Origin of the sequence: Variovorax sp. CCNWLW225 (assembly GCF_037204045.1) — a bacterium.
In the GTDB taxonomy this organism is placed as follows: domain Bacteria; phylum Pseudomonadota; class Gammaproteobacteria; order Burkholderiales; family Burkholderiaceae_C; genus Variovorax.
Map to the genome: position 1 here is coordinate 62,377 of NZ_JBBCBV010000019.1, position 22,175 is coordinate 84,551.

A 22,175-nucleotide genomic window follows, 5' to 3' on the forward strand; every position below is an offset into this window, starting at 1 on the left:
TGCTTGTGTTCGTGTGGGCCTCATTTTCGCCCGTGCCGGCGAACGGGCGCTCAGAACACCGACAGACCGGTGCGCGCAACGAAGAGCTCCAGCGCCTTCATGCCGAGCAGCGAGTTGCCCGTGGCATCCAGCGCCGGCGACCAGACGCACAGCGTGAGCCTGTCGGGCACCACGGCCACGATGCCGCCGCCCACGCCGCTCTTGCAGGGCAGGCCGATCGAGAACGCCACATCGCCCGCCGCGTCGTAGGTTCCGCAGGTGAGCATCAGCGAGTTGATGCGCCGTGCCTGCCGCTCGCCGGTGACCTCGGCCTGGCCGTCGATCGGATGCGCACCGTCGCGGCACAAAAACGCGGCCGCACGTGCGAGCTGGCGGCAGTTCATCCGCAGCGCGCACTGGTGAAAGTAGGTGTCGAGCACATCGGCCACGTCGTTGTCGATCTTGCCGAAGCTCTTCATGAAGTTGGCGAGCGCGATATTGCGAAAGCCCGTGGCGGCTTCGGACTGCGCCACCTCGTCGTCGAACGCGATCGGCTCTCCGCACAGGCTGCCCATCAACGCAAGAATGTCGGCCTTGGCGCTGCCGCCGTTGGCGCGCGCCTGGCTCACGAGGCGGTCGGCGACGGCAATGGCGCCCGCATTGATGAACGGATTGCGCGGCTTGCCGTGCTCGTTCTCCAGCTGCACCAGCGAGTTGAAGGGGTTGCCCGAGGGCTCGCGTCCGATGCGCTCCCACAGCGCATCGCCCATGCGCTGCATGGCAAGCGTGAGCGTGAAGAGCTTGGACACGCTCTGGATCGAGAACGGCGTTTCGGCGTCGCCGGCAAAAGCCTCGGCGCCCTGGCAGGTGCGCAGCGCAATGCCGAGCTGCTGCGGATCGACGCAGGCCAGCGCGGGAATGTAGCTGGCCACCGTGCCGGCCTTGCCCAGCAGCGGCCGCAAGGTGGCGACGATGTCGTCGAGCACCGGCTGGAAGTCTGCGTCTTTCATGGCCGTGCCTTTCGCCGGTTGACCATCACGATGCCCAGGCCGACACCCACCAGCGCGAGCATCAATTGCAGCGTGAGCGGTTCGCTGAGCAGCACCACGCCGAACACCAATGCGAACAGCGGCGTCAGAAAGCTGAACGACGACATCTGAGTGGCGGGGTAGTGCCGCAGCAGCCACATCCACGTGAGATAGCTCGCGAACGCGCCGATCACGGTCTGCAGGCCGATCGACGTCCACGCCCAGGCCGAATACGAGAAACCCCACTTTTCGCCCAGCAGCAGCGAGATCACCGGACACACCGCCGCGGTTACGCCCACTTGGTAGAACAAGGCCTTCTCGGCGCTTGCGGTGGCGAGCTTCGTGGTGCGCAGCGCCAGCGTGGTCAGGCCCCAGAGCATGCCGCCGACGAGCCCCATGGCATCGCCCAGCAACTGGCTGGAGCTCGAGTGCCCGAAGCCCTCGCTGAACGCGAACACCACGGCCGCGAACGCGATGACGAGGCCCAGCCATTGCAAGCCCCGCAGGCGTTCGGCCGGCACCCAGCGCGGCAGCAGCAGCGACACCCAAAACGGCGCGGTGTAAAGAAAGACCGTGAGCCGCGAGGCCGAGGTGTGCTGCAGGCCCAGGTAGATGCAGGCGAACTCGCCCGCGAACAGCAGCCCCACGAGCAGGCCGCCCGGCAGCGTGCCGTCGCGCTCGAAAAGCGGCACCCGGCGCGACACGCACCAGAGCCACAGCAGCGCCACCGCACCCGCCATGCGGATGGAGGCCTGCCAGAGCGGCGGAACTTCGGTGACGGTGGTCTTGATGAGAATCTGCTGCAGCCCCCAGAACGCGCAGCATGCGATGAGAAGGCCGATGGCGAGGGAGTCGAGATGGGTCTTGCGCTGGATCATTCGTCGGGTCAGAGCGGATGCTCGGTGTAGAAGCGCCCGCCGTGGAACAGCAGCGGAGAGGCGCCCGCGTTGTGCGTGCAGCGCTCCACCTCGCCCACGAAGATCACATGGTCGCCTTCGTCGTAGCGGCTGCGGTTGAAGCACTCGAAGCTTGCCGCCGCACCCGCCAGCACCGGCGCGCCGCCCAGGCCCTCGGTAAAGGCCACGTCCGCCCAGCGGTCGATGTTCTTGGTGGCGAAGCGCTCGGCCAATTCCTTCTGGTTGGCCGCCAGGATGTTGATGGCGTAGTGCGACCCGGTGCTGAGCGCCGGCATCGAGCCCGCCGCCCGCGCCAGGCTCCACAGCACCAGCGGCGGCGCAAGCGACACCGAGTTGAACGAATTCGCCGTGAGGCCGACCAGCACGCCGTCGGCCGAACGCGCGGTGACGATGGTTACGCCCGTGGCGAACATGCCGAGCGCCTCGCGAAATTCTGCGGGCGAGAAGGTAGGGGGCTTGGCCCGGCGGGTGGTGGTCACGAAAGAGGCTGTGCGTTGGAAGGCGAGGGACTATTCTGGCTTAGCGCACGCGCGGCTGCTCGGCGCGCGCCGCATAGCCCCGGTCGCAATCGCTGGTTCCGCGGTGTTCATCCGAAGAACCAGTAGCAGACCGCAATGGCCGCCACGACGCCTGCCAGCTCGGCCAGAAGCGCACAGGCCACGGCATGGCGCGCCCGCTGGATGCCCACGGCGCCGAAGTACACGGCCAGTACGTAGAAGGTGGTCTCGGTGCTGCCCTGGATGGTGGCGGCCACCAGCGCGGGAAAGCTGTCCACGCCTTGAGTCTTCATGGTTTCGATCAGCATCGCGCGCGCCGCGCTGCCCGAGAAGGGCTTGACCAGCGCGGTGGGCATGGCGTCGACAAAGCGCGAATCCCAGCCGCCCATGTCGACCAGCCAGCGCAGGCCGCCTAGCGCAAAGTCGAGTGCGCCTGAGGCCCGCAGCACGCCCACGGCACACAGCATCGCCACCAGATAGGGCAGCAGGTTCTTCGCGATGTCGAAGCCTTCCTTCGCGCCTTCGATAAAACACTCGTAGACCTTGATGCGGCGGATCGCGCCGGCCAGCAGGAACACGATGATCACGCCGAACAGCGCAAGGTTGCCCATGAGCGACGAGAGCGAAGAAATGGCCGCCGCCGACAGGGTGCCCAGCAGCGCCATGAAGCCGCCGAGCAGCAGCGCGCCCGGCACCAGGTAGGCCAGCACTACAGGGTCCCACAGCCGCAGGCGCTGCGCCACGGCCACCGAGAGCAGGCCCACCAGCGTCGATGCGCTGGTCGCCAGCAAAATCGGCAGGAACACCATCGTCGGATCGCCCGCGCCTTGCTGTGCGCGGTACATGAAGATGGTCACCGGCAGCAGCGTGAGCGACGAGGCGTTGAGCACCAGAAACAGGATCTGCGCGTTGGTGGCCGTGACCGGGTCGGGGTTCAGCCGCTGCAGCTCGCGCATGGCCTTCAGGCCGATGGGCGTGGCCGCGTTGTCGAGTCCGAGCGCGTTGGCCGCGAAGTTCATCGTGATGAGCCCCAGCGCCGGGTGCCCCGCGGGCACGCCCGGCATCAGCCGCCGGAACAGCGGCCCGAGCAGGCGCGCGAGCCAGCCAACCAGCCCCGCCGCCTCGGCGATGCGCAAGAAGCCGAGCCACAGCGTGAGCGTGCCGAACAGCAGCACCATCACCTCGACCGCGAGCCGCGCCATGGCGAACAGGCTTTCGACGATGGCCGCAAAGACGGCCGGGTCGCCGCCCACGAGCCAGCGCCCGAGCGCCGCCAGCATCGCCATTCCGAAGAAACCCAGCCACAAGCCGTTGAGCACGCGTGTTCTTTCCCTTTTTTGTGGCGTCGATCATAGGGCTCCGCTGGTGCCTGCCGCGGGCTACAGTGCGGGCCATGACAGCCACTTTGCTGATCCGCCGGCTCGCGGCCCTGGTGTGGGCCGCCGTGGCCTCGGCGTGGCTGGCGGGCTGCGCGGGCCTCCCGCCGCCGCAGCCGCGCACGCCCACTGCGGCCATCACCGACGTGGCAGGCACCGCGCTCGGCCAGCTGGTGCGGCCGGGCGCGCCCGACGCGGCGGCATCGCAGTCGGGCTTTCGGCTGCTGCCGGAGGCCGCCTTCGCCTTCGATGCCCGCATTTCGCTCGCGCGGCATGCCGAGAAGTCGCTCGACGTGCAGTACTACCTGATCCAGAACGACGACGTCGGCCTGCTGCTGCTGCGCGAACTGCGCGACGCGGCGTCGCGCGGCGTCCGGGTGCGCCTGTTGGTGGACGATCTCTACACGTCCGGCGAGGACGAGGTGTTCGGCACGCTTTCGGCTTTTCCGAACGTCGAGGTGCGGCTGTTCAATCCGCTGCCTTCGCGGGCCGGCTCGCTCGCGCTGCGGCTCCTGCTCTCGATTGCGGATTTCGGCCGCATTAACCACCGCATGCACAACAAGCTGCTGGTGGCCGACAACAGCTTTGCCGTTTCGGGCGGGCGCAACATCGCCAACGAATACTTCATGCGCGGCACGGCGGCGAACTTCATCGACATGGACGTGCTCTCCAGCGGGCCGGTGGTGCGCAAGATGTCCGAGGGCTTCGATCGCTACTGGAACAGCGAGCATGCGTGGCCCATCGAGCGCATCGCGCCGCTGCGCATGACGGTGGACGAGGCGCAGAAGCGCTTCGACGCCATTGCCGGCACGGCGCAGCCCGATGTGCCGATTCGCCAGCGCGACGTGATGGACAGGTCGCCGGTGGGCGAGCAGCTCACCACCGGCAAGGTCGACCTGCGCTGGGCGCCGTTCACGCTGTTCGTGGACGACCCCGCGAAGATCACGCGCGCGCCCGAGGCGGCCTATGCGGGCAGCGTGAACGAGGGCGCGCTGGGCGTCATCAATTCGGCCAGCCATGAGGTCAAGATCGCCTCGCCGTACTTCATTCCCGGCACGCGCGGCATGGCCATGATGAAGGCGGCCATCGCGCGGGGAGGGCGCATCACCGTGGTGACCAACTCGCTGGGCGCCACGGACGAGCCGCTGGCCTACGCGGGCTATGAACGCTATCGCGCCGACATGCTGAAGATCGGCGTCAGCATCTACGAGATTGCGCCGATGCTCTCCGGGCGCTCGGGGCATTTCGGCGACTTCGGCCAGTCGATCAGCCGGCTGCACGCCAAGATCGCGGTGATCGACGACCAGCGTTTCTTCGTCGGCTCGATGAACCTCGACCATCGCTCCGCGGCGGTCAATACCGAGATGGGGCTCGTGATCGACAGCCCGGAACTGGTGGCCGACTACGAAAAGCTCTTGAGCAAGGGCCGCGTGAGCCTGGGCTACCGGCTGCGGCTCGGACCCAACGGCCGCCGCGTGCAATGGCTGGAATACGACGATGCCGGCGGAGACATCGTCCACGAGGACGAGCCCGGCGAGTTTCTGTGGCTGCGCTTCAAGAACTGGCTGCTGCTGCCGATCGTCGGCGAAGAACTGCTGTAGCGCGTGTTCAGCCCACTTCGATCAGCAGGTTCGGCCGAAAGCCCTCCTGCTCGCCCTTGCCCTTGTAGCCGAGCGGATTGGCGACCACGCGGCAGCCGTCCTTCACATAGTCGAACGGGCAGTGCAAATGGCCGTGCAGCCACAGCTGGGCGCGGGGAAGCAGCGCATCGAGCGAATTGCAGAAGCCCGCGGTACCCGGCGTGAGGCCGTAGCGCGGGTCGGCGCTGGCAAGGCTCGGTGCGAAATGCGTGATGGCAACCGTCGTGCCGTCGAATGGCTCGGCCAGTGCCTGCTCGAGCCAGGCCTGGCACAGCAGGGCCTGTTCGCGCATTGCACCGGCCATGAATGGCTGGCCGTTCCGCACCGTGGCGGCCTTTTCCAGGTAGAAGTCGGCGGCACGCATGGCCTTGCCGCGCTTCTTGAGCGCGTCGGCCAGGCCGTCGGTGGGGGTCACCAGTGCGTCGAAGTCGGCCCAGAGCGTGGTGCCGATGAAGCGGATGCCGCCGATGACCGCCGTCTCGCGCTCCAGCCACAGGATGTCGAGCTCGCTACAAAGTGCGCGCAGCCGATCGTGGGTTGCGTCGAAATCCGTGTTGTCGTACTCGTGGTTGCCGGGCACGTAGATCACGGGCACCGGCCAGCCGTTGCGAGGCGAAAAGCGGCCCAGGCCGAAGTCGGGGTCCGTCAGGCGGGAGCCTTCCTGGTAGGAGCCGATGTCGCCCGCCAGCACCAGCATGTCGGCGCCGGGCACCGGCTCGGCCTGGAAGCGAGGGTGAGACTCCAGGTGAAGGTCGGAGAGCAGTTGCAGCTTCATCGTGCAGCCAGTCTAGGGGAATGAGCCCATGCATAAAGCGCATGAAGTGGGGCTTCCAATATTAGGGATAACCCCTATTCTTGGTACATCAACCACTCCAGCGCAGCCAAGAGCCGCGCACTGTCATGTTCAGCCTCATTGCCCAAGTGGCCCGTTTCTTCCGTAATTCCAATGCCAACGCTTCGGTCAGCCACGCCGCCGCGCTGATGGAAAGCGCCGACGCCCGTGCCGGCCTCGACGCCCACCAGGCGCAGGAACTGCGCGTTGCAGCCAGCGCCTGGCTCTCGGTCATCCGCTAAGAAAACCCGCGGGGGTCATCGAGGCACCTTCTGCCCGAGGACCGAATCCGCAAAAGCCGCCGCGGCGGAGCGCAGCAGCGCGGTGCGCAGCCATTCATGCGAATGCAGGTGCTGCGCGCGCCGGTGCCAGATGGCGTCGACATGCACCATCGGCTGGTCGAAGGGCAGGTCGCGCAGCACCAGCTGGTCGTCGATGCCGGTCACGGTCACGAAATGCCGCGGCAGCACGGTGAGCAGGTCTGAATTGGCGACCACACGGCCGGCCGTGAAAAACTGGTTCACCGTCACCACGATGCGCCGCTCCCGGCCCATGGCGCCCAGCGTCTGGTCGATGAAGCCGTACGGCCGGCCCGAAAAGCTCACCAGCAGGTGCCGGGCGGCACAGTAGTCGTCAAGGGTGAGCGGTGCATCCGCCAGCGGATGGCCGCGGCGCATCACGCACACATACTGGCCCAGGTAGAGCCGCTGGGTCTCGAACGCCACCCCCACGCCCGATTGCCCGCGCGCCGCCAAGCTGGCGATCACGGCTGGAAAGTAGCCGATCGCCATGTCGACTTCTTCCTGCTCGAGCATCCGCCGCGGATCGCGGGTTGTAAGCGGCAGAACGCGTAGCGAGATAGCGGGCGCTTCCTTCTCCACGATTTGCACCAGCCCCGGAATGAGTTCGGCGGCGGTGGCGTCGGCCATGGCCAGGAGGAAGGTGGTGTCCGCGGTGGCGGCGTCGAACTCGCCCGGCGCCAGCGTGTGCTGCAGCTGCCGCAGGGCGTCGCGCACGGTGGGCCAGAGCGCCAGCGCGCGCGGCGTCGGCTCCACGCCCGCGCCCGATCGGCTCACCAGTTCGTCGCCGAGCACGTCGCGCAGGCGGCGCAGCGCATTGCTCACAGCCGGCTGCGTGATCGACAGGTTGCGCGCCGCCCGCGTGAGGTTGCGCTCCGCCATCACCTCGTCGAAGACGCGGAGCAGGTTGAGGTCGAGTGTGCGAAAGTTGACGTCCATCAGCGTTGTGAATGATAAACATCAGAAAGATAAAGTGGCGGAACACTAGGGTAACCCCTAATATTCCCCCATCGGCATCAAGCCACTCATCCCACGGAGGGATCACCATGACCAGCTTTGTCCACGTTGACCAACCTACTTCTCATCCCGGCGTCCAGCGCGCCGAGATCCTGTTCGGCCAGATCAAGGCCGCCCGTGCCGGTGCCAGCGGTTCGCGTCCGCTGATCGCGCTGCTCGTCGTCGCCGTGATCGCGGCGGTTCTGGTGGTGGGCGACAAGCTCGTTTCCACCTGGGACGAAGGCGCGCTGCTTGCCGCCTGGGCCGTGCTCTGCGGCGCGGTCTTCGCCGGTATCGCACTGTTTGCGAGCTCGCTGCGCGCCCCGGCCAGCAAGGTTGCGGCCCTGTGGAACGCAGCCGCCCAGCGCCGCGCCGCCAGCCGCGCCGACGCCCGGTTTCTTGCCACCGCGCACAGCGACCCGCGCGTAATGCAGGAACTGCAAGCCGCTGTCTGGCGCGAGCAGTCGGAAGGCAAGGCTTCCCCTGCCGCCGTTGCCAAGGTCGACGCGCTGGCCCGCAAGGCCGCACGTTCCAACGATGCCCGCATGCCGACGCTCTACGAAGCCATGCGCCGCATGAACAGCTCGCGCTACTACTGATCCATCGATCGCTTCTTGTTAGCCGAGTCATGAAAAAGCCGCCCTTGGGCGGCTTTTTTCATTGGTGCGGCTTGCGCCGCACGGTGGGGAGCGTCAGGCCGCCAGGCGCTGCTCGATGGCTGCCTTGGTTTCCGGCAGCTCCTTCGGCAGGTGGTGCGCCAGCTGTTCGAACAGCTCGGTGTGCAGCTTCAGCTCGGCCTGCCACGCGGCCTTGTCGATGTTGGTGACGGTGGCGTACTGCTCGGCGCTGAAATCCAGGCCGGTCCAGTTCAGGTCTTCATAGCGCGGGCTCACGCCGAAGACATGGTCCACGCCCTCGGCCTTGCCTTCGATGCGGTCGATGATCCACTTGAGCACGCGCATGTTCTCGCCGTAGCCCGGCCACACGAACTTGCCGTCCGGACCCTTGCGGAACCAGTTGGTCGTGTAGATCTTCGGCTGCTTGGCGCCCGATGCTTCCAGCTTCTTGCCCAGGTCGAGCCAGTGCTGGAAGTAGTCGCTCATGTTGTAGCCCATGAAGGCCAGCATGGCGAACGGATCGCGGCGCACCACGCCCACCTGGCCGACGATGGCGGCGGTGGTTTCCGAACCCATGGTGGCGGCCATGTAGACGCCTTCGGTCCAGTTGCGGCCTTCGGTCACCAGCGGCACCGTGGTCGAGCGGCGGCCGCCGAAGATGAAAGCGTCGATCGGCACGCCGGCCGGATCGTCCCAGGCCGGGTCGAGCGCGGGGTTGTTGGTGGCCGCCACGGTAAAGCGCGAGTTCGGGTGCGCGGCCTTGGCGCCGGTTTCCTTGGCGATCTGCGGCGTCCAGTCCTTGCCCTGCCAGTCGATCAGGTGCTCGGGCAGCTTCTTGCCGGGCACGTCGTCTTCCAGGCCTTCCCACCACACGTCGCCGTCATCGGTGAGCGCCACGTTGGTGAAGATCACGTCGCGGTCCAGGCTCTTCAGGCAGTTGGGATTGGTCTTGAGGTTGGTGCCTGGGGCCACTCCGAAGTAGCCCGCCTCGGGGTTGATGGCGTACATGCGGCCATCCTTGCCGGGCTTGATCCAGGCGATGTCGTCGCCGATGGTCGTCACTTGCCAGCCGTCGAAGCCGGCCGGCGGCACCAGCATCGAAAAGTTCGTCTTGCCGCAGGCCGACGGGAACGCGGCGGCCACGTGGTACTTCTTGCCTTGGGGCGAGGTCACGCCCAGGATGAGCATGTGCTCGGCCAGCCAGCCCTCGTCGCGGCCCATGGTGGAGGCGATGCGCAGCGCAAAGCACTTCTTGCCGAGCAGCGCATTGCCGCCGTAGCCCGAGCCGTAGCTCCAGATCTCGCGGGTTTCAGGATAGTGAACGATGTACTTCGTCTTGTTGCAGGGCCAGGTCACATCCTTCTGGCCGGGCTCCAGGGGCGCGCCCACCGTGTGCACGCAGGGCACGAACTCGCCGTCGGCGCCGAGCACTTCGTACACGGCCTTGCCCATGCGGGTCATGATCTTCATGTTGACCGCCACGTAAGGCGAGTCCGAAAGCTCGATGCCGATGTGCGCAATGGGCGAGCCGAGCGGACCCATGCTGAAAGGCACCACGTACATCGTGCGGCCCTTCATGCAGCCGTCGAACAGCGGCTGCAGCGTGGCGCGCATCTCGGCCGGAGCCATCCAGTTGTTGGTGGGACCGGCGTCTTCCTTCTTTTCGGAGCAGATGAAGGTGCGGTCTTCGACGCGCGCCACGTCGCTCGGGTCGGAAGCCGCGAGGAAGGAGTTGGGACGCTTGGCCGGGTTGAGCTTCTTGAAGGTACCCGCGTCGACCAGCTTCTGGCAGAGGCGGTCGTACTCTTCCTTGCTGCCGTCGCACCAGTAGATGGCCTCGGGTTTGCAAAGCGCGGCCATATCGGCCACCCAGGCAATCAGTTTTGCGTTCTTGACGTATGAGGGTGCCTGAATGGCAAGGCCCTGCATCGTGGGTGCGTTCATCGGAAATCTCCTAAGTTGAAAAATCGTCTTTCCGAACGGGACGCCGCGCCATCGAGGCACGGAGGTCCGTTTGAGAAAACGTTTCGCGTTGGGAGACTGCGTCAACGCGGGCCGCAAAGCCCGCGGACGAAGACGCTAATGCCTGTCAGGCCAAATAGACAGCGATGGATGCAAGCAAAAGCATCAGCACGCCGCCGGCCAATGGCAGGACGATCGGCATCAGGTGCACGACCGATTCGACGGCGTCTTTTTCAACGGCGGCCGCGTGGTGCGGCTCGACGGGCGTAGGGTTGGACATTGAAAGTACCTCGAATACACAAATACAAAACTGCGGGCATTTTACCGATGGGCCCCGGCCCGGCGGTCTAGGGGCTTGCCAGGGCCCCTTCAGTGCTGCTCTTCGGCCTCGAAGCCCGCGTCGTGCAGCGCGCCCAGCACGCTGGCCAGGTGCGCCCGTCCGCGGGTCTGCAGCACCAGTTCGATATCGACATTCTGCGCTGCCAGCATGGTAAAGGCTCGTTGATGATGAACCTCATCGACGTTAGCGCCCGCTTCCGCCACAGTGGCCGTGATCTGGGCCAATGAGCCCGGCACATCGCGGGCGCTCACCCGCACGCGCGCCAACCGCCCGGCCCGCACCATGCCGCGTTCGATGATGGCGGCAAGCAGCAGCGGATCGATGTTTCCGCCCGAAAGCACCAGCCCCACGCGCTTGCCCCTGAAGCGCTCCGGATGCCGGATCAGCGCCGCAAGGCCCGCCGCGCCGGCCCCTTCGACCAGCGTTTTCTCGATTTCGAGCAGCATCAGCACGCCTTGCTCGATGTCGCCTTCGTCGACCAGCAGCAGGTCGTCCACATGTTTGGCAATGATTTCGCGCGTGAGCACGCCGGGCGTGCCGACTGCAATGCCTTCGGCGATGGTGCTCTTGCCCTGCAGGTGCTGCGTGCCCTTGACGGCATTCACCATGCCCGGAAAGCGCGTGGTCTGCACGCCGACGATCTCGATGCCGGGCCGCCGGTCGCGCGCCGCAACGGCCATGCCGGCAATCAGCCCGCCGCCGCCGACCGACACCACCAGCGCGTCGAGATCGGGCACCACGTCGAGCATTTCGAGCGCCACCGTTCCCTGGCCCGCGATGATGGCCTCGTCGTCGTACGGATGTACGAAGGTCAGCCCTTCGCGTTCGGCCAGTTCCAGTGCATGCGCGCGCGCCGCGTCCAGCGTGTCGCCGTGCAGCACCACTTCGGCGCCAAAGCCGCGCGTGCGCTCTATCTTGACGCCGGGCGTGAAGCGCGGCATCACGATGAGCGCGCGCAGGCCGAGCCGCTGCGCGTGATAGGCCACACCCTGGGCATGGTTGCCGGCCGACATGGCAATGACGCCGCGCGCGGTTTCCTTGCCGTCGCCAGCGGGTCCGTTCTCCGAAAGATCGACCAGCTTGTTGCACGCCCCGCGTTCCTTGAACGAGGATGTGAACTGCAGGTTCTCGAACTTCAGGAAGACCTGCGCGCCCACGATCTCCGAGAGCGTGCGCGACTCGACGCAGGGCGTATTGAGCACCTGACCCTGCAGACGCGCCGCGGCGCGCCGGATTTCTTCGATTCCGACCATGGCGGGCATTGTGGCTGGAATCGCACCATCAGGGTTTTTACCGTTCCGGCGTCTTCCCCAAGCTAAAAGTCTGCGTTATGGTCGCTCCAAGAAGTTCCTCGTCTGGAGGTTGTCCGATGGTCAAGCGTGCGGGTGTCGATGTCGTGGCTGCTGCGGTACGCGGGCAGGCATTGCCGTCGCCCGGGCTCAAGGGCGCGCCGGTGCTCGAGCTCATGTGCTCGCACTTCGTGCTCACGCTCGCCGCCAAGCAGGGGCCGCGCTTCAACGTGCGCCGCGACATCAACGGCCTGCTGTCGCTCACCGGCCGCCACCTGGTGTGGCCCGTTGCGGTGCTGCAGCGGCTGCGCGAATTTCTCGGCCGCCGCTGCGCGGGCAACGAGGCCTGGAAAGGCGTGGAAGATTTCGACGGCCGTACCTTGCTCGAGCGGCACGGCGTGTGGCGCGGCCCCTATGAAGAAGGCACGCTCTTCTTCTACCTGGACGAGTACGCCAAGGACCATCCCAAGGACTTGCTCTCGGTGCTGGCCGTCACGCGCGACTGGCTCACGCACGCGTTGCGCAAGCAATCGACGCTGGTCGAAAAGAACATCGATGCGCTCGCGGGCCTCTTGCAGCTCAACAAGGCCGAGCGCGCGCTGCTGCTCTACGGCACGCTTGCGCGCTACCAGCGCGACCTGCGTTCGCTGCTGGTCGAGTTCAAGGTCAACAATGCGCCCGAAGCGTATGCGGCCATTGCCGACATTGCGGGCGTCAACGCAAGCGAGGTGGGCGAGGCATTGCGCGCGGGCTCGCGGCTGGAGCGCATCGGGCTCGTCGAGAACCTGATCTCCGAGCACAACATCACCGACCTGGCCGACCTCATGAAGGTCAGCGAAAAGCTGCCGCCGGTGCTGATGCGCGAGTACCGCGACCACAACGAACTCATGGCCGTGTTCACGCGGCCCTCCGCCAAGAGCACGCTCACCACGCACGATTTTTCTTTTGTACAAGAAGACGCGCAGATGCTCGTCACGCTGCTGCGCGCCGCGGTGGCGCGCAAGGAGCCCGGCGTCAACGTGCTGCTCTACGGGCCGCCCGGCACCGGCAAGACCGAACTCGCCAAGGTGGTGGCGCAGGCGGCGGGGCTCGAACTGTTCGAGGTCGAATACGCCGACCGCGACGGCAATTCGCTGAGCGGCCGTGACCGGTACCGTTCGCTGCAGATTGCGCAGGTGTTCCTCAAGGGCAGCGCGCAGGCCGCGCTGCTATTCGATGAGGTGGAAGACGTGTTTCCGCCCATCAGCACCGAAGCCGCGCAGTTCATGGCACGTGCCGAGCAGATTCCGGCGCCCACCAGCGGCAGCGTGAGCGGCAAGGCCTGGGTCAACCAGATCCTCGAAGCCAACCCGGTGCCCACGCTGTGGGTGACCAACCGCATCGAGCAGATCGACCCGGCGTTCCGCCGCCGCTTTGCGTATCACCTCGAACTCAAGTCGCCGCCACCCGGCGCGCGCGAGCAGCTCATCAAGAAGACGCTCGAAGGCATCGTGGTGTCGGAGGCCTTTACCGCCAAGCTCGCCGAACGCAAGGGCCTCACGCCCGCGCAGATCCGCACCGCGGTGCGCTTTGCGGGGCTCGCGCAAACCGAGGGCGCATCGATGGAAGCGCTGATCGAGCGGCAACTCAAGAATGCCGACCTCGCGCTTGGCACGCTCGACACCGGCCTGGGCGAGCGGCGCAGCGTGACCACCTACGACCTCGACATGCTCAATGTCGAAACCCGTTTCGAGATTCCGCGCATCGTGGCGGCCATCAAGGCGCGCGGGCACGGCACGCTGTGCTTCTACGGCGCGCCCGGCACCGGCAAGACTGCGCTGGCCGAGCACATTGCCAAGGCCATCGGCCGCCCGCTCATCATCAAGCAGGCCAGCGATCTCATGAGCAAGTACGTCGGCGAAACCGAGCAGAACATGGCCGCCATGTTCAGGGAGGCGGAAGCCGAAAAAGCCGTGCTGCTGCTCGACGAGGCCGACAGCTTCCTGCAGGACCGGCGCGGAGCGCAGCGCACCTATGAAGTGACCGAAGTCAACGAGATGCTGCAGGGCATGGAGCGCTTCAACGGCGTCTTCATCTGCACCACCAACCTGCTCGACCGGCTCGACCAGGCGGCCCTCAGGCGCTTCACGTTCAAGATCAAGTTCATGCCGCTCACCGCGGTGCAGCGCGAGCGCATGTTCATTACCGAGGCACTGGCCGGCGATGCGGCAATGCTCACCGGAGAAATCAAGTCGCGCCTGGCGCAAATGAGGCAGTTGTGCCCGGGCGATTTTGCGGCCGTGAAGCGGCAGACGGATATTCTGGCGGTCGATTTTTCGGCCGCCGAATTCCTCGACCAGCTCGAGGCCGAGCACCGCATCAAGCCCGAAGTGCGCGAATCGCGCGGCATCGGTTTTGTGCAGTAGACCGTTGCAGAACACCGCCGTAGAACATCGCGACTGAAAAGCGGCAAACAAGAATACCGTCCGCGGCAGCGGACACGAGGAGGGGCTCGATGAATTCACTCGAAGCGAACGCGCGGGAGAAGCCGCGCGCCACCGCCCGCGCGCAAGCCGCATTTGCGCTGGCCTTTGCCGCCTTCGTTCTGGCCGCTTGCGGTGGTGGCGGTGGCGGAGGAGGGGGCGGTGGCGGGCTGCCGATCTTCCTGCCGCCTACCACCACGCCCCCGGCCAACGGCGGCAATGACGACACCATCGTGGCCTCGTCCATCGTGGCCGGCCTGTGCGCCGCGCCGCGCACGGGCACCAACCCCGAGACCGGCACCGCCTACCCCGACAAGGTCGGCACGCTCACCGATGAAAAGCGCTGGGTGCGCGGCTGGATCGACGAAACCTATCTCTGGTACGGTGAAGTGCCGACCACCCTCAAGGCCGCCGACTACGCCACGCCGGTCGCCTACTTCAGCGTGCTCAAGAGCCCGGCCCTCACCGCATCGGGCCGCGCGAAAGACCGCTTTCACTACGTGTACGACACCGAGCGGTACCGGCAGCTTTCAGAGGCCGGCGTGGCGCCGGGCTACGGCATGGAGTTCGCGTTCGTGCGCAACTCGCGGCCGCGCGATCTGCGCATTGCCTTCACTGAACCTGGCTCGCCCGCCGCATCAGCCGGCATTGCACGCGGCGCAAAGGTGCTCGAAGTCGATGGCGTCGACGTCATTGAAGGCACCAACACCACCGTCATCAACCGCGGCATCTCACCCACCACCATCGGCGAATCGCACACCTTCAAGCTGCAGGAAGGCAGCACCACGCGCACCGTGACGCTGTCGGCCGCGAGCATCACGCGCACGCCGGTGCAGAACGTGAAGACCATCGACACCGGCAGCGGCCGCGTGGGCTACCTGCTCTTCAACGACCACATCACAACCTCCGAAGCGCAGCTCATCGATGCGGTCAACCAGCTGAAGGCCGGCAGCGGCATCCAGGACCTGGTGCTCGACATGCGCTACAACGGCGGCGGCCAGCTCAACATCGCGAGCCGGCTGGCCACCATGGTGTCTTCGCCGGCCGCAACCTCGGGCAAGACCTTCGAGCGCCTTGTCTTCAACGACAAGAACCCTTTTCACCTGACCCCGGCACAAACCGTCATTCCTTTCCACGCCAGGAGCCGCTCGGGCGCCGAGCTTCCGAGGCTCGGCCTTTCGCAGGTCACGGTGCTCGTCGGCCCCGACACCTGCTCGGCGAGCGAGTCGGTCATCAACAGCCTGCGCGGCGTCGACGTCCAGGTCAACCTCGTCGGCGGGGCCACTTGCGGCAAGCCCTACGGCTTTTCTCCGCAAGACAACTGCGGCACGAGCTACTTCGCCATCCAGTTCCAGGGCGTCAACGCCAAGAACTTCGGCGACTATGGCGACGGCTTCGCCCCCAGCTGCACCGTGGCCGACGATTTCGACCATGCGCTCGGCGATCCGGCCGAGGCTCGGCTGGCCGCCGCGCTGGCGATGCGCAACGGCGGCGTGTGCCCCGCATCGGCTTCGACCAAGACCCTGCCGGGGCTCGAGAAGTCCGAAGCCGCCGCCGAGCAGCCCTACCTGCTTCAGCGCACGCCGCTGCGCGAAATCCGCCTGCTCGATGCCGCGCCAGCCCCGGGCTGAGCGGTCTCGCACCATCACGGTTACTGCTTGAAACCATCCCCTTTACCGCTCCTTCGGCTCGCCTATTAGAGTTCAAGCAAACGTTTGCGCAATCGTTTGGCATTTAGTTCTACATGGCAATACCAACTCAAAGGAGCCGGGATGAAGATTCGGATTCAGCGACGCAAATGGATGGCCGCGGCCCTGCTTGCCACGGTGCTGTCGGCCTGCGGCGGCGGCGGTGATGGCAACGGCGGCATCGGGCTCGCCCCGGGGTACGGCGCCGCCCCGCCGCCCGCGCAGAAGATCATCATCGACAGCGACTACAACACCATGAGCGACGACGGCCAGCTCGGCGTCATGGCCGCCCAGCTGCAGGCCTCGGGCAAGGTGCAGGTCATGGGCATCAGCGTGGTCTCGGGCAACCAGTGGCTCAAGCAGGGCGTGGCCGATGCGCTGATGTCGGTGGAGCGCCTTGGCGTGGGCGACCGCATCGGCGTTTATGCCGGCGCGAACTACGCGTTCAACCACGACTACGCGACCATCGAGGCCGAAATGGCCGCTGGTGCGGGAGGCGATGGCTACCTGGGCGCATGGAGCGGCCCCGAGCCCAAGACCGATGCCGACCTGAAGCCCTCGCCCGACGGATTCGCGACCCACACCGTGCTGCAGCGCAAGAGCGCGGTCGACTTCATCGTCGACACGGTGAAGGCCAACCCCAACGAGATCACCATCCTTGCCATTGGCCCGCTCACCAACATTGCGCTCGCGGTCAAGCAGAACCCCGAGATCGTGCCGCTCATCAAGAAGATCATCTACATGGGCGGCGCCATCGACGTGGCGGGCAACACCACCAAGTTTGCCGAGTTCAACTGGTGGTTCGACCCCGAGGCCGCGCAGTTCGTGGTGCGCCTGCCGATTCCGCAGGTGGTGGTGCCGCTCGACGTGACCGACACCGTGTTTCTCACCAAGCCCATCTACGACCGCATTGCGCACACCGCCAAGCCGACGCCCGTGACCGAGGTGTTCAGGCAGCTCAACGGCTACGGCTTCAGCGGCACCAACGGCTTCGAGAACAACCCCAGCTACACGCAGAACATCTGGGACACGCTCACGCTCGCCTACCTCGTCGACCCGAGCTACGCCACGCAGACGGTGGAGCGCTATGTCGACGTGGTCGCCCAGCCCGGCGCCGCACAAAACGGCCGCTCCATCGGCTACAGCGCGCAGCCCGCGGGGCCCACGCTGCAGAAGATGACCGTGGTGAAGAAGTTCGACAACGCGCGCTTCTTCGAGCTCTACGTCGACCTGCTCACGCGGCCGGTGCCGATCACACTGCCGCCGGCCAGCTGACCGATACGCGCCAGGCGGACGAGCCTAGAAAGCCGAGGCGACGCGCAGCACCTCGCTGCCGTAGGCTTCGAGCTTCTTGGTGCCGATGCCGCTGATGCCCTGCAGGTCTTCGAGCGTGGCGGGTGCGCGTTCGGCAATGGCCGCCAGCGTGGCGTCGTGAAAGATCACGTAGGCCGGCAGGTTGTGCTCGCGTGCCACTTCCGCGCGCCAGGCCTTGAGCGCCTCGAAGCGCTTCTTGCCGGTGTCGTCGAGCTTGGCGGCCGCCGGTGACGGCGCGCCCTTGGCCACCTTCTCGCGGCGCGGCTTGCGCTCGGCGGGCGACGAGATCGACTCGCGCAGCGTCACGTTCGCTTCGCCCTTGAGCACCGGCCGCGATCCTTCGGTGAGCTTCAGCGTGTTGAACGCCTCTGCATCGACGGCCAGCGCGCCCGTGGCGATGAGCTGCCGCAGCACGCCGCGCAACTGCACTTCGCTGAACTCCGCGCCCAGCCCGAAGGTGCTGATGCGCTCATGCCCGAACTGCTTGACCTTCTCGGTCTCCTTGCCGCGCAGAATGTCCATGATGTGGCCCGCGCCAAAGCTGATGCCGCTCAGTTGCTGCACGCGGTAGATGGTCGAGAGCAGCTTGCGCGCCGCATCGGTGCCGTCCCACACCTGCGGCGGGTTCAGGCAGTTGTCGCAGTTGCCGCAGGGTGTGCTCTTTTCACCGAAGTAGCCCAGGAGCCGCACGCGACGGCAGTCGCTTGCCTCGGCCAGCGACAGCAGCGCATCGAGCTTGCCGCGCATCACCTGCTTGAACTCTTCGCCGGCGGGGCTCTCGTCGATCATGCGGCGCTGGTTCACCACGTCCTGCAGGCCATAAGCCATCCAGGCATCGGCCGGCGCGCCGTCGCGGCCCGCGCGGCCGGTTTCCTGGTAGTAGCCCTCGATGTTCTTGGGCATGTCCAAGTGGCCGACAAAGCGCACGTCGGGCTTGTCGATGCCCATGCCGAAGGCGATGGTTGCCACCATCACGATGCCTTCCTCGCGCAGGAACCGATCCTGGTGCTTCTGGCGCACCGCGGCGTCCAGTCCGGCGTGATAGGGCAGCGCGTTGATGCCCGCGCCCTGCAGCGTCACGGCCACGTCTTCCACGCGCTTGCGCGACTGGCAATAGACCACGCCCGCATCGCCTTCGTGCTCGCGCTCGATGAAGCGCAGCAGCTGCGTGGTCGCGTCTTTCTTCTCGACGATGGTGTAGCGGATGTTCGGCCGGTCGAAGCTGGAGACGAACTGCCGCGCTTCCTCCAGCTGCAGCCGCTCGACGATGTCGGCGCGCGTGAGCGCATCGGCCGTGGCCGTGAGTGCAATGCGCGGCACGCCCGGGTAGCGCTCGTGCAGCACCGTGAGCGCGCGGTATTCGGGCCGGAAGTCGTGGCCCCACTGGCTCACGCAATGCGCCTCGTCGATCGCGAACAGCGAGAGCTTGCCGCGCTCCTTCAGCGAGTCGAGCTGCGAGAGAAAGCGCGGCGTGTTCACGCGCTCGGGCGCCGCATACAGCAGCGTGATCTCGCCGCGCAGCATGCGGCGCTCCACGTCCTGCGTCTGCTCCCAGTCGAGCGTCGAATTGAGAAAGGCCGCATTCACGCCGGCCTCGTGCAGCGCGCCGACCTGGTCGTGCATCAGCGCGATCAGCGGCGACACCACCACCGAGACCCCGCGCCCCGCGCGCTGCCGCGCAATGGCCGGTATCTGGTAGCAGAGCGACTTGCCGCCGCCCGTGGGCATCAGCACCAGCGCATCTCCGCCGCCCACCACGTGCTCCACGATGTCCTGCTGCGGCCCACGGAACTGCGAGTAGCCGAAGACTTCGTGAAGGATGTCGGCGGGTGCGCTGCTGCTGCCGGGAGCGTCGAGGGGGAGGGGAGCGAGCGAGGACACGAGGGCAGGGGGCGAAGGGCGGGAACCGGGAAAAAGGGAGCGACCCCGGATTGTCCCCCAGCGGCATCGACATGACTGTGGCACGAGGTTTGCAATCGCAAAACCTGTCCCGCCGCTCTCCTGTATAGACAGCAATCTGGTGCATTTTCCTGAAGAAATGCACCGAAACGGCTCTCCCGGGTTATCCTGTATATACAAGTTGGGGCGCTTGGCAACAATGCGAGGCGCGCGTATCCCGCTATCAGGGGCGCATCGCCGAGCCTTTTCAGAGAACAGAACCAGGAGTACCCATGGTCAAGACGGTAATTGTGAAAGTCGCTTCCCTGCTGGCAGCAGGCGCATGTGCAGCGGGCATGGCCGGAACGGCCGCCGCGCAGGAAACCAAGATCGTGCTCGGCATGTCGGGCTGGACCGGCTTTGCACCGCTCACGCTGGCCGACAAGGCCGGCATCTTCAAGAAGAACGGGCTGGACGTCGAACTCAAGATGATCCCGCAGAAAGACCGCCACCTGGCGCTGGCCTCGGGCTCCATCCAGTGCGCGGCCACCACGGTCGAAACCCACGTGGCGTGGAACGCCAACGGCGTGCCCATCGTGCAGATCTTCCAGATGGACAAGTCCTACGGTGCCGACGGCCTTGCCGTTCGTAACGACGTCAAGGGCTTTGCCGACCTCAAGGGCAAGGCCATCGGCGTGAGCGCGCCCGGCACCGCGCCGTACTTCGGCCTGGCCTGGATGCTCAACAAGAACGGCATGACGATGAAGGACGTGAAGCTCGTCTCGCTCGAGCCGCAGCCCGCGGCGCAGGCCTTCGTGGCCGGCCAGAACGATGCCGCCATGACCTACGAGCCCTACCTCTCCACCGTGCGCGCCAATCCCGCCGCCGGCAAGATCCTGGCCACCACGCTCGACTACCCGATGGTGATGGACACCGTCGGCTGCGCGCCCACGTGGCTCAAGGCCAACGCCAAGGCCGCTCAGGCGCTCACCAATTCGTACTTCGAAGCCATCGACATGATCAAGGCCGATCCGGCCAAGTCGAACGAGATCATGGGCGCGGCCGTCAAGCAGACCGGCGAGCAGTTCGCCAAGTCGTCGGCCTACCTGCGCTGGTCGGACAAGGCCGCCAACCAGAAGTTCTTTGCGAGCGAGATCACGCCCTTCATGAAGGACGCACAGGCCATCCTGCTGGAGTCCGGCGTCATCCGCAAGGCGCCCGACGACCTGGCCGCCACCTTCGACACCAGCTTCATCAAGTAAGAGCGAGCCAGCAGCATGGAAGCGACGCCTGTCATGAATTCATCCGAGCCGGTGGCGGTTCCCGCCCGACTGGCGGCGGCGCCGGCGGCACCCCGCCGCAGGCGCTCGCTGGCGCCGCTCGAACCCGTGGGCGCGCGCGCACGCTGGCTGCTGGGGCTCGGCTTCTTCGTGCTGTTCGTGGCGGTGTGGGCCTTCTTCACGCTCGGCGGCTTCGTGTCGCCGACGTTTCTGGCGAGCCCCGTCACCATGGTGAAGGAGGGCGTGCTGCTCTTCACCGAATACAACTTCATCCACGACATCGGCATGACGGTGTGGCGCGTGTTCGGCGGCTTTGTGCTGGCGACCATCGTCGCGGTGCCGCTGGGCGTTGCCATGGGCACGTGGAAGGGTGTCGAGGCCTTCTTCGAGCCTTTTGTCTCGTTCTGCCGCTACCTGCCGGCCTCGGCCTTCATTCCGCTCTTGATCCTGTGGGCGGGCATTGGCGAGGCGCAGAAGCTGCTGGTCATTTTCATCGGCTCGGTGTTCCAGATCACGCTGATGGTCGCGGTCACCGTCGGCGGTGCGCGGCGCGACCTGGTCGAGGCCGCCTACACGCTGGGCGCCAAGAGCCGCGGCATCGTCGCGCGGGTGCTCATTCCTGGTGCCGCGCCCGGCATTGCCGAAACCCTGCGCCTGGTGCTGGGCTGGGCCTGGACCTACGTGATCGTGGCCGAACTCATCGGCTCTTCGTCCGGCATCGGCCACATGATCACCGACAGCCAGGCGTTGCTGAACACCGGGCAGATCATCTTCGGGATCATCGTGATCGGCGTCATCGGGCTGGTGTCCGACTTCGCATTCAAGGCGCTCAACCGCCGCATGTTCGCCTGGGCAGCACTGTGATGATGACGAACAACAACAGCAACCAACTCTCCATCCAGGGCGTGTCGCGCGTCTTCACGGGCACCAAGGGCCAGAGCACGCAGGCGCTGCTGCCGATCGATTTCGAGGTGAAGGAGAACGACTTCGTCACCATCCTCGGCCCCTCGGGCTGCGGCAAGTCGACGCTGCTGCGCATCGTGGCGGGGCTCGACTTTCCGACCACTGGCCAGGTGCTGCTCGACGGCGAGCGCATCGAAGGCCCCGGCGCCGACCGCGGCGTGGTGTTCCAGAGCTACACGCTCTTTCCGTGGCTCACGGTGGCGCAGAACATCCGCTTCGGCCTGCGCGAGCGCGGCATGAGCGAGGCCGATCAAAAGGAACGCAGCGAGTTCTTCATCGCCAAGGTGGGCCTGCGTGGGTTCGAGAACCACTTTCCCAAGCAGCTCTCGGGCGGCATGCAGCAGCGCACGGCCATTGCGCGCGCACTCGCCAACGACCCCAAGATGCTGCTGCTCGACGAACCCTTCGGCGCGCTCGACAACCAGACGCGCGTGCTGATGCAGGAGCTGTTGCTGGGCATCTGGGAGTCGGCGCAGAAGACGGTGCTGTTCGTCACGCACGACATCGACGAAGCGATCTTCATGGCCAACCGCGTGGCGGTGTTCAGCGCGCGGCCGGGCCGAATCAAGACGGAGATCGCGGTCGACTTTCCGCATCCGCGCCACTACACGATCAAGACTTCGCCCGAGTTCATGGAAATCAAGGCCCGGTTGACGGAAGAGATTCGCGCGGAGTCGATGGCGGCTGCGGAGCACTAGGATGAAGCGGTGCGCTCTTGTTCGTCGTGCTGAGGATCGTTCGGGGCGCGCACCCGCCGACGGGGTACCTTTCTCCGCGAATGTCCCCCGGCCTGCGGCCTCCTCCTTTATTTCGCTGCG

The 22,175-nt window shown here is 66.2% G+C and carries 19 protein-coding genes; 9 read left to right on the top strand and 10 right to left on the bottom strand.

Annotated features, from left to right (window positions below; all coding sequences use genetic code 11):
• Positions 1–50: 50 nt before the first annotated feature.
• From V9L20_RS23110 to V9L20_RS23125, 4 genes are all read right to left on the bottom strand, one after another.
• Positions 51–989, bottom strand: a complete 939-nt coding sequence (locus tag V9L20_RS23110) for a glutaminase (RefSeq protein WP_337298398.1) — start codon at positions 987–989, stop codon at positions 51–53.
• A complete protein-coding gene (locus tag V9L20_RS23115; protein WP_337298399.1) occupies positions 986–1,885 on the bottom strand; it encodes a DMT family transporter in 900 nt (299 codons plus the stop codon). Before V9L20_RS23115 ends, V9L20_RS23110 begins: the two co-directional genes overlap by 4 nt.
• 8 nt (positions 1,886–1,893) lie before the next feature.
• On the bottom strand, positions 1,894–2,403 hold the full coding sequence (locus V9L20_RS23120) for a flavin reductase family protein (protein ID WP_126746657.1): 510 nt from the start codon (positions 2,401–2,403) through the stop codon (positions 1,894–1,896).
• A 107-nt stretch (positions 2,404–2,510) separates the two neighbouring features.
• Positions 2,511–3,740 carry a nucleoside recognition domain-containing protein gene (locus V9L20_RS23125; protein WP_337298400.1) on the bottom strand — a complete coding sequence of 410 codons (1,230 nt, stop codon included), beginning with the start codon at positions 3,738–3,740 and terminating at the stop codon, positions 2,511–2,513.
• A 74-nt stretch (positions 3,741–3,814) separates the two neighbouring features.
• Between V9L20_RS23125 and V9L20_RS23130 the strand changes: the two genes are divergently transcribed.
• Positions 3,815–5,398, top strand: a complete 1,584-nt coding sequence (locus tag V9L20_RS23130) for a phospholipase D family protein (protein ID WP_337298401.1) — start codon at positions 3,815–3,817, stop codon at positions 5,396–5,398.
• 7 nt (positions 5,399–5,405) lie between these two features.
• Here V9L20_RS23130 and V9L20_RS23135 read toward each other — a convergent pair whose 3' ends face one another.
• The gene (locus tag V9L20_RS23135) at positions 5,406–6,212 is read right to left on the bottom strand and encodes a metallophosphoesterase (RefSeq protein ID WP_337298402.1); all 807 of its coding nucleotides are present in this window, start codon (positions 6,210–6,212) and stop codon (positions 5,406–5,408) included.
• Positions 6,213–6,337: 125 nt separating this feature from the next.
• On the opposite strand from V9L20_RS23135, the gene V9L20_RS23140 reads away from it, so the two are divergent.
• Positions 6,338–6,511: a hypothetical protein gene (locus tag V9L20_RS23140; protein ID WP_337298403.1), complete on the top strand. Its 174-nt coding sequence runs from the start codon at positions 6,338–6,340 to the stop codon at positions 6,509–6,511.
• Positions 6,512–6,526: 15 nt separating this feature from the next.
• Here the strand turns inward: V9L20_RS23140 and V9L20_RS23145 are convergent, their stop codons facing one another.
• Positions 6,527–7,507 carry a LysR family transcriptional regulator gene (locus V9L20_RS23145; RefSeq protein ID WP_337298404.1) on the bottom strand — a complete coding sequence of 327 codons (981 nt, stop codon included), beginning with the start codon at positions 7,505–7,507 and terminating at the stop codon, positions 6,527–6,529.
• 107 nt (positions 7,508–7,614) lie between these two features.
• Here V9L20_RS23145 and V9L20_RS23150 point away from each other — a divergent pair, with 107 nt between their 5' ends.
• Positions 7,615–8,163: a hypothetical protein gene (locus V9L20_RS23150; RefSeq protein ID WP_337298405.1), complete on the top strand. Its 549-nt coding sequence runs from the start codon at positions 7,615–7,617 to the stop codon at positions 8,161–8,163.
• Between the two features lie 93 nt (positions 8,164–8,256).
• Here the strand turns inward: V9L20_RS23150 and V9L20_RS23155 are convergent, their stop codons facing one another.
• The 3 genes from V9L20_RS23155 to V9L20_RS23165 form a co-directional block, all read right to left on the bottom strand.
• A complete protein-coding gene (locus V9L20_RS23155) occupies positions 8,257–10,125 on the bottom strand; it encodes a phosphoenolpyruvate carboxykinase (GTP) (protein WP_258503296.1) in 1,869 nt (622 codons plus the stop codon).
• Between the two features lie 145 nt (positions 10,126–10,270).
• Positions 10,271–10,423 carry a hypothetical protein gene (locus V9L20_RS23160; protein WP_185868078.1) on the bottom strand — a complete coding sequence of 51 codons (153 nt, stop codon included), beginning with the start codon at positions 10,421–10,423 and terminating at the stop codon, positions 10,271–10,273.
• An 89-nt stretch (positions 10,424–10,512) separates the two neighbouring features.
• Positions 10,513–11,736 (bottom strand): threonine ammonia-lyase, encoded by a 1,224-nt coding sequence (locus V9L20_RS23165; RefSeq protein ID WP_337298406.1) that lies wholly within the window; start codon positions 11,734–11,736, stop codon positions 10,513–10,515.
• A 116-nt stretch (positions 11,737–11,852) separates the two neighbouring features.
• Here V9L20_RS23165 and V9L20_RS23170 point away from each other — a divergent pair, with 116 nt between their 5' ends.
• The 3 genes from V9L20_RS23170 to V9L20_RS23180 all read left to right on the top strand — a co-directional run bounded on the left by V9L20_RS23170 (position 11,853) and on the right by V9L20_RS23180 (position 17,197).
• Positions 11,853–14,177, top strand: a complete 2,325-nt coding sequence (locus V9L20_RS23170; RefSeq protein ID WP_337298407.1) for an ATP-binding protein — start codon at positions 11,853–11,855, stop codon at positions 14,175–14,177.
• Positions 14,178–14,266: 89 nt separating this feature from the next.
• On the top strand, positions 14,267–15,865 hold the full coding sequence (locus tag V9L20_RS23175; RefSeq protein ID WP_337298408.1) for a S41 family peptidase: 1,599 nt from the start codon (positions 14,267–14,269) through the stop codon (positions 15,863–15,865).
• Positions 15,866–16,006: 141 nt separating this feature from the next.
• On the top strand, positions 16,007–17,197 hold the full coding sequence (locus V9L20_RS23180; protein ID WP_337298409.1) for a nucleoside hydrolase: 1,191 nt from the start codon (positions 16,007–16,009) through the stop codon (positions 17,195–17,197).
• Between the two features lie 24 nt (positions 17,198–17,221).
• On the opposite strand, the gene recQ is transcribed toward V9L20_RS23180, so the two are convergent.
• Positions 17,222–19,117, bottom strand: a complete 1,896-nt coding sequence (recQ, locus tag V9L20_RS23185; RefSeq protein WP_258503302.1) for a DNA helicase RecQ — start codon at positions 19,115–19,117, stop codon at positions 17,222–17,224.
• 290 nt (positions 19,118–19,407) lie between these two features.
• On the opposite strand from recQ, the gene V9L20_RS23190 reads away from it, so the two are divergent.
• From V9L20_RS23190 to V9L20_RS23200, 3 genes are read left to right on the top strand one after another with little or no spacing between them, the layout of a single operon-like run.
• Positions 19,408–20,376: an ABC transporter substrate-binding protein gene (locus V9L20_RS23190; protein ID WP_258503303.1), complete on the top strand. Its 969-nt coding sequence runs from the start codon at positions 19,408–19,410 to the stop codon at positions 20,374–20,376.
• Positions 20,377–20,409: 33 nt separating this feature from the next.
• Complete coding sequence (locus tag V9L20_RS23195; protein WP_337298410.1) at positions 20,410–21,258, top strand: ABC transporter permease; 849 nt, start codon at positions 20,410–20,412, stop codon at positions 21,256–21,258.
• 2 nt (positions 21,259–21,260) lie between these two features.
• Entirely contained in the window at positions 21,261–22,055 is a 795-nt protein-coding gene (locus V9L20_RS23200; protein WP_337298411.1) for an ABC transporter ATP-binding protein, read from the top strand.
• The last annotated feature ends 120 nt before the right edge of the window (positions 22,056–22,175 follow it).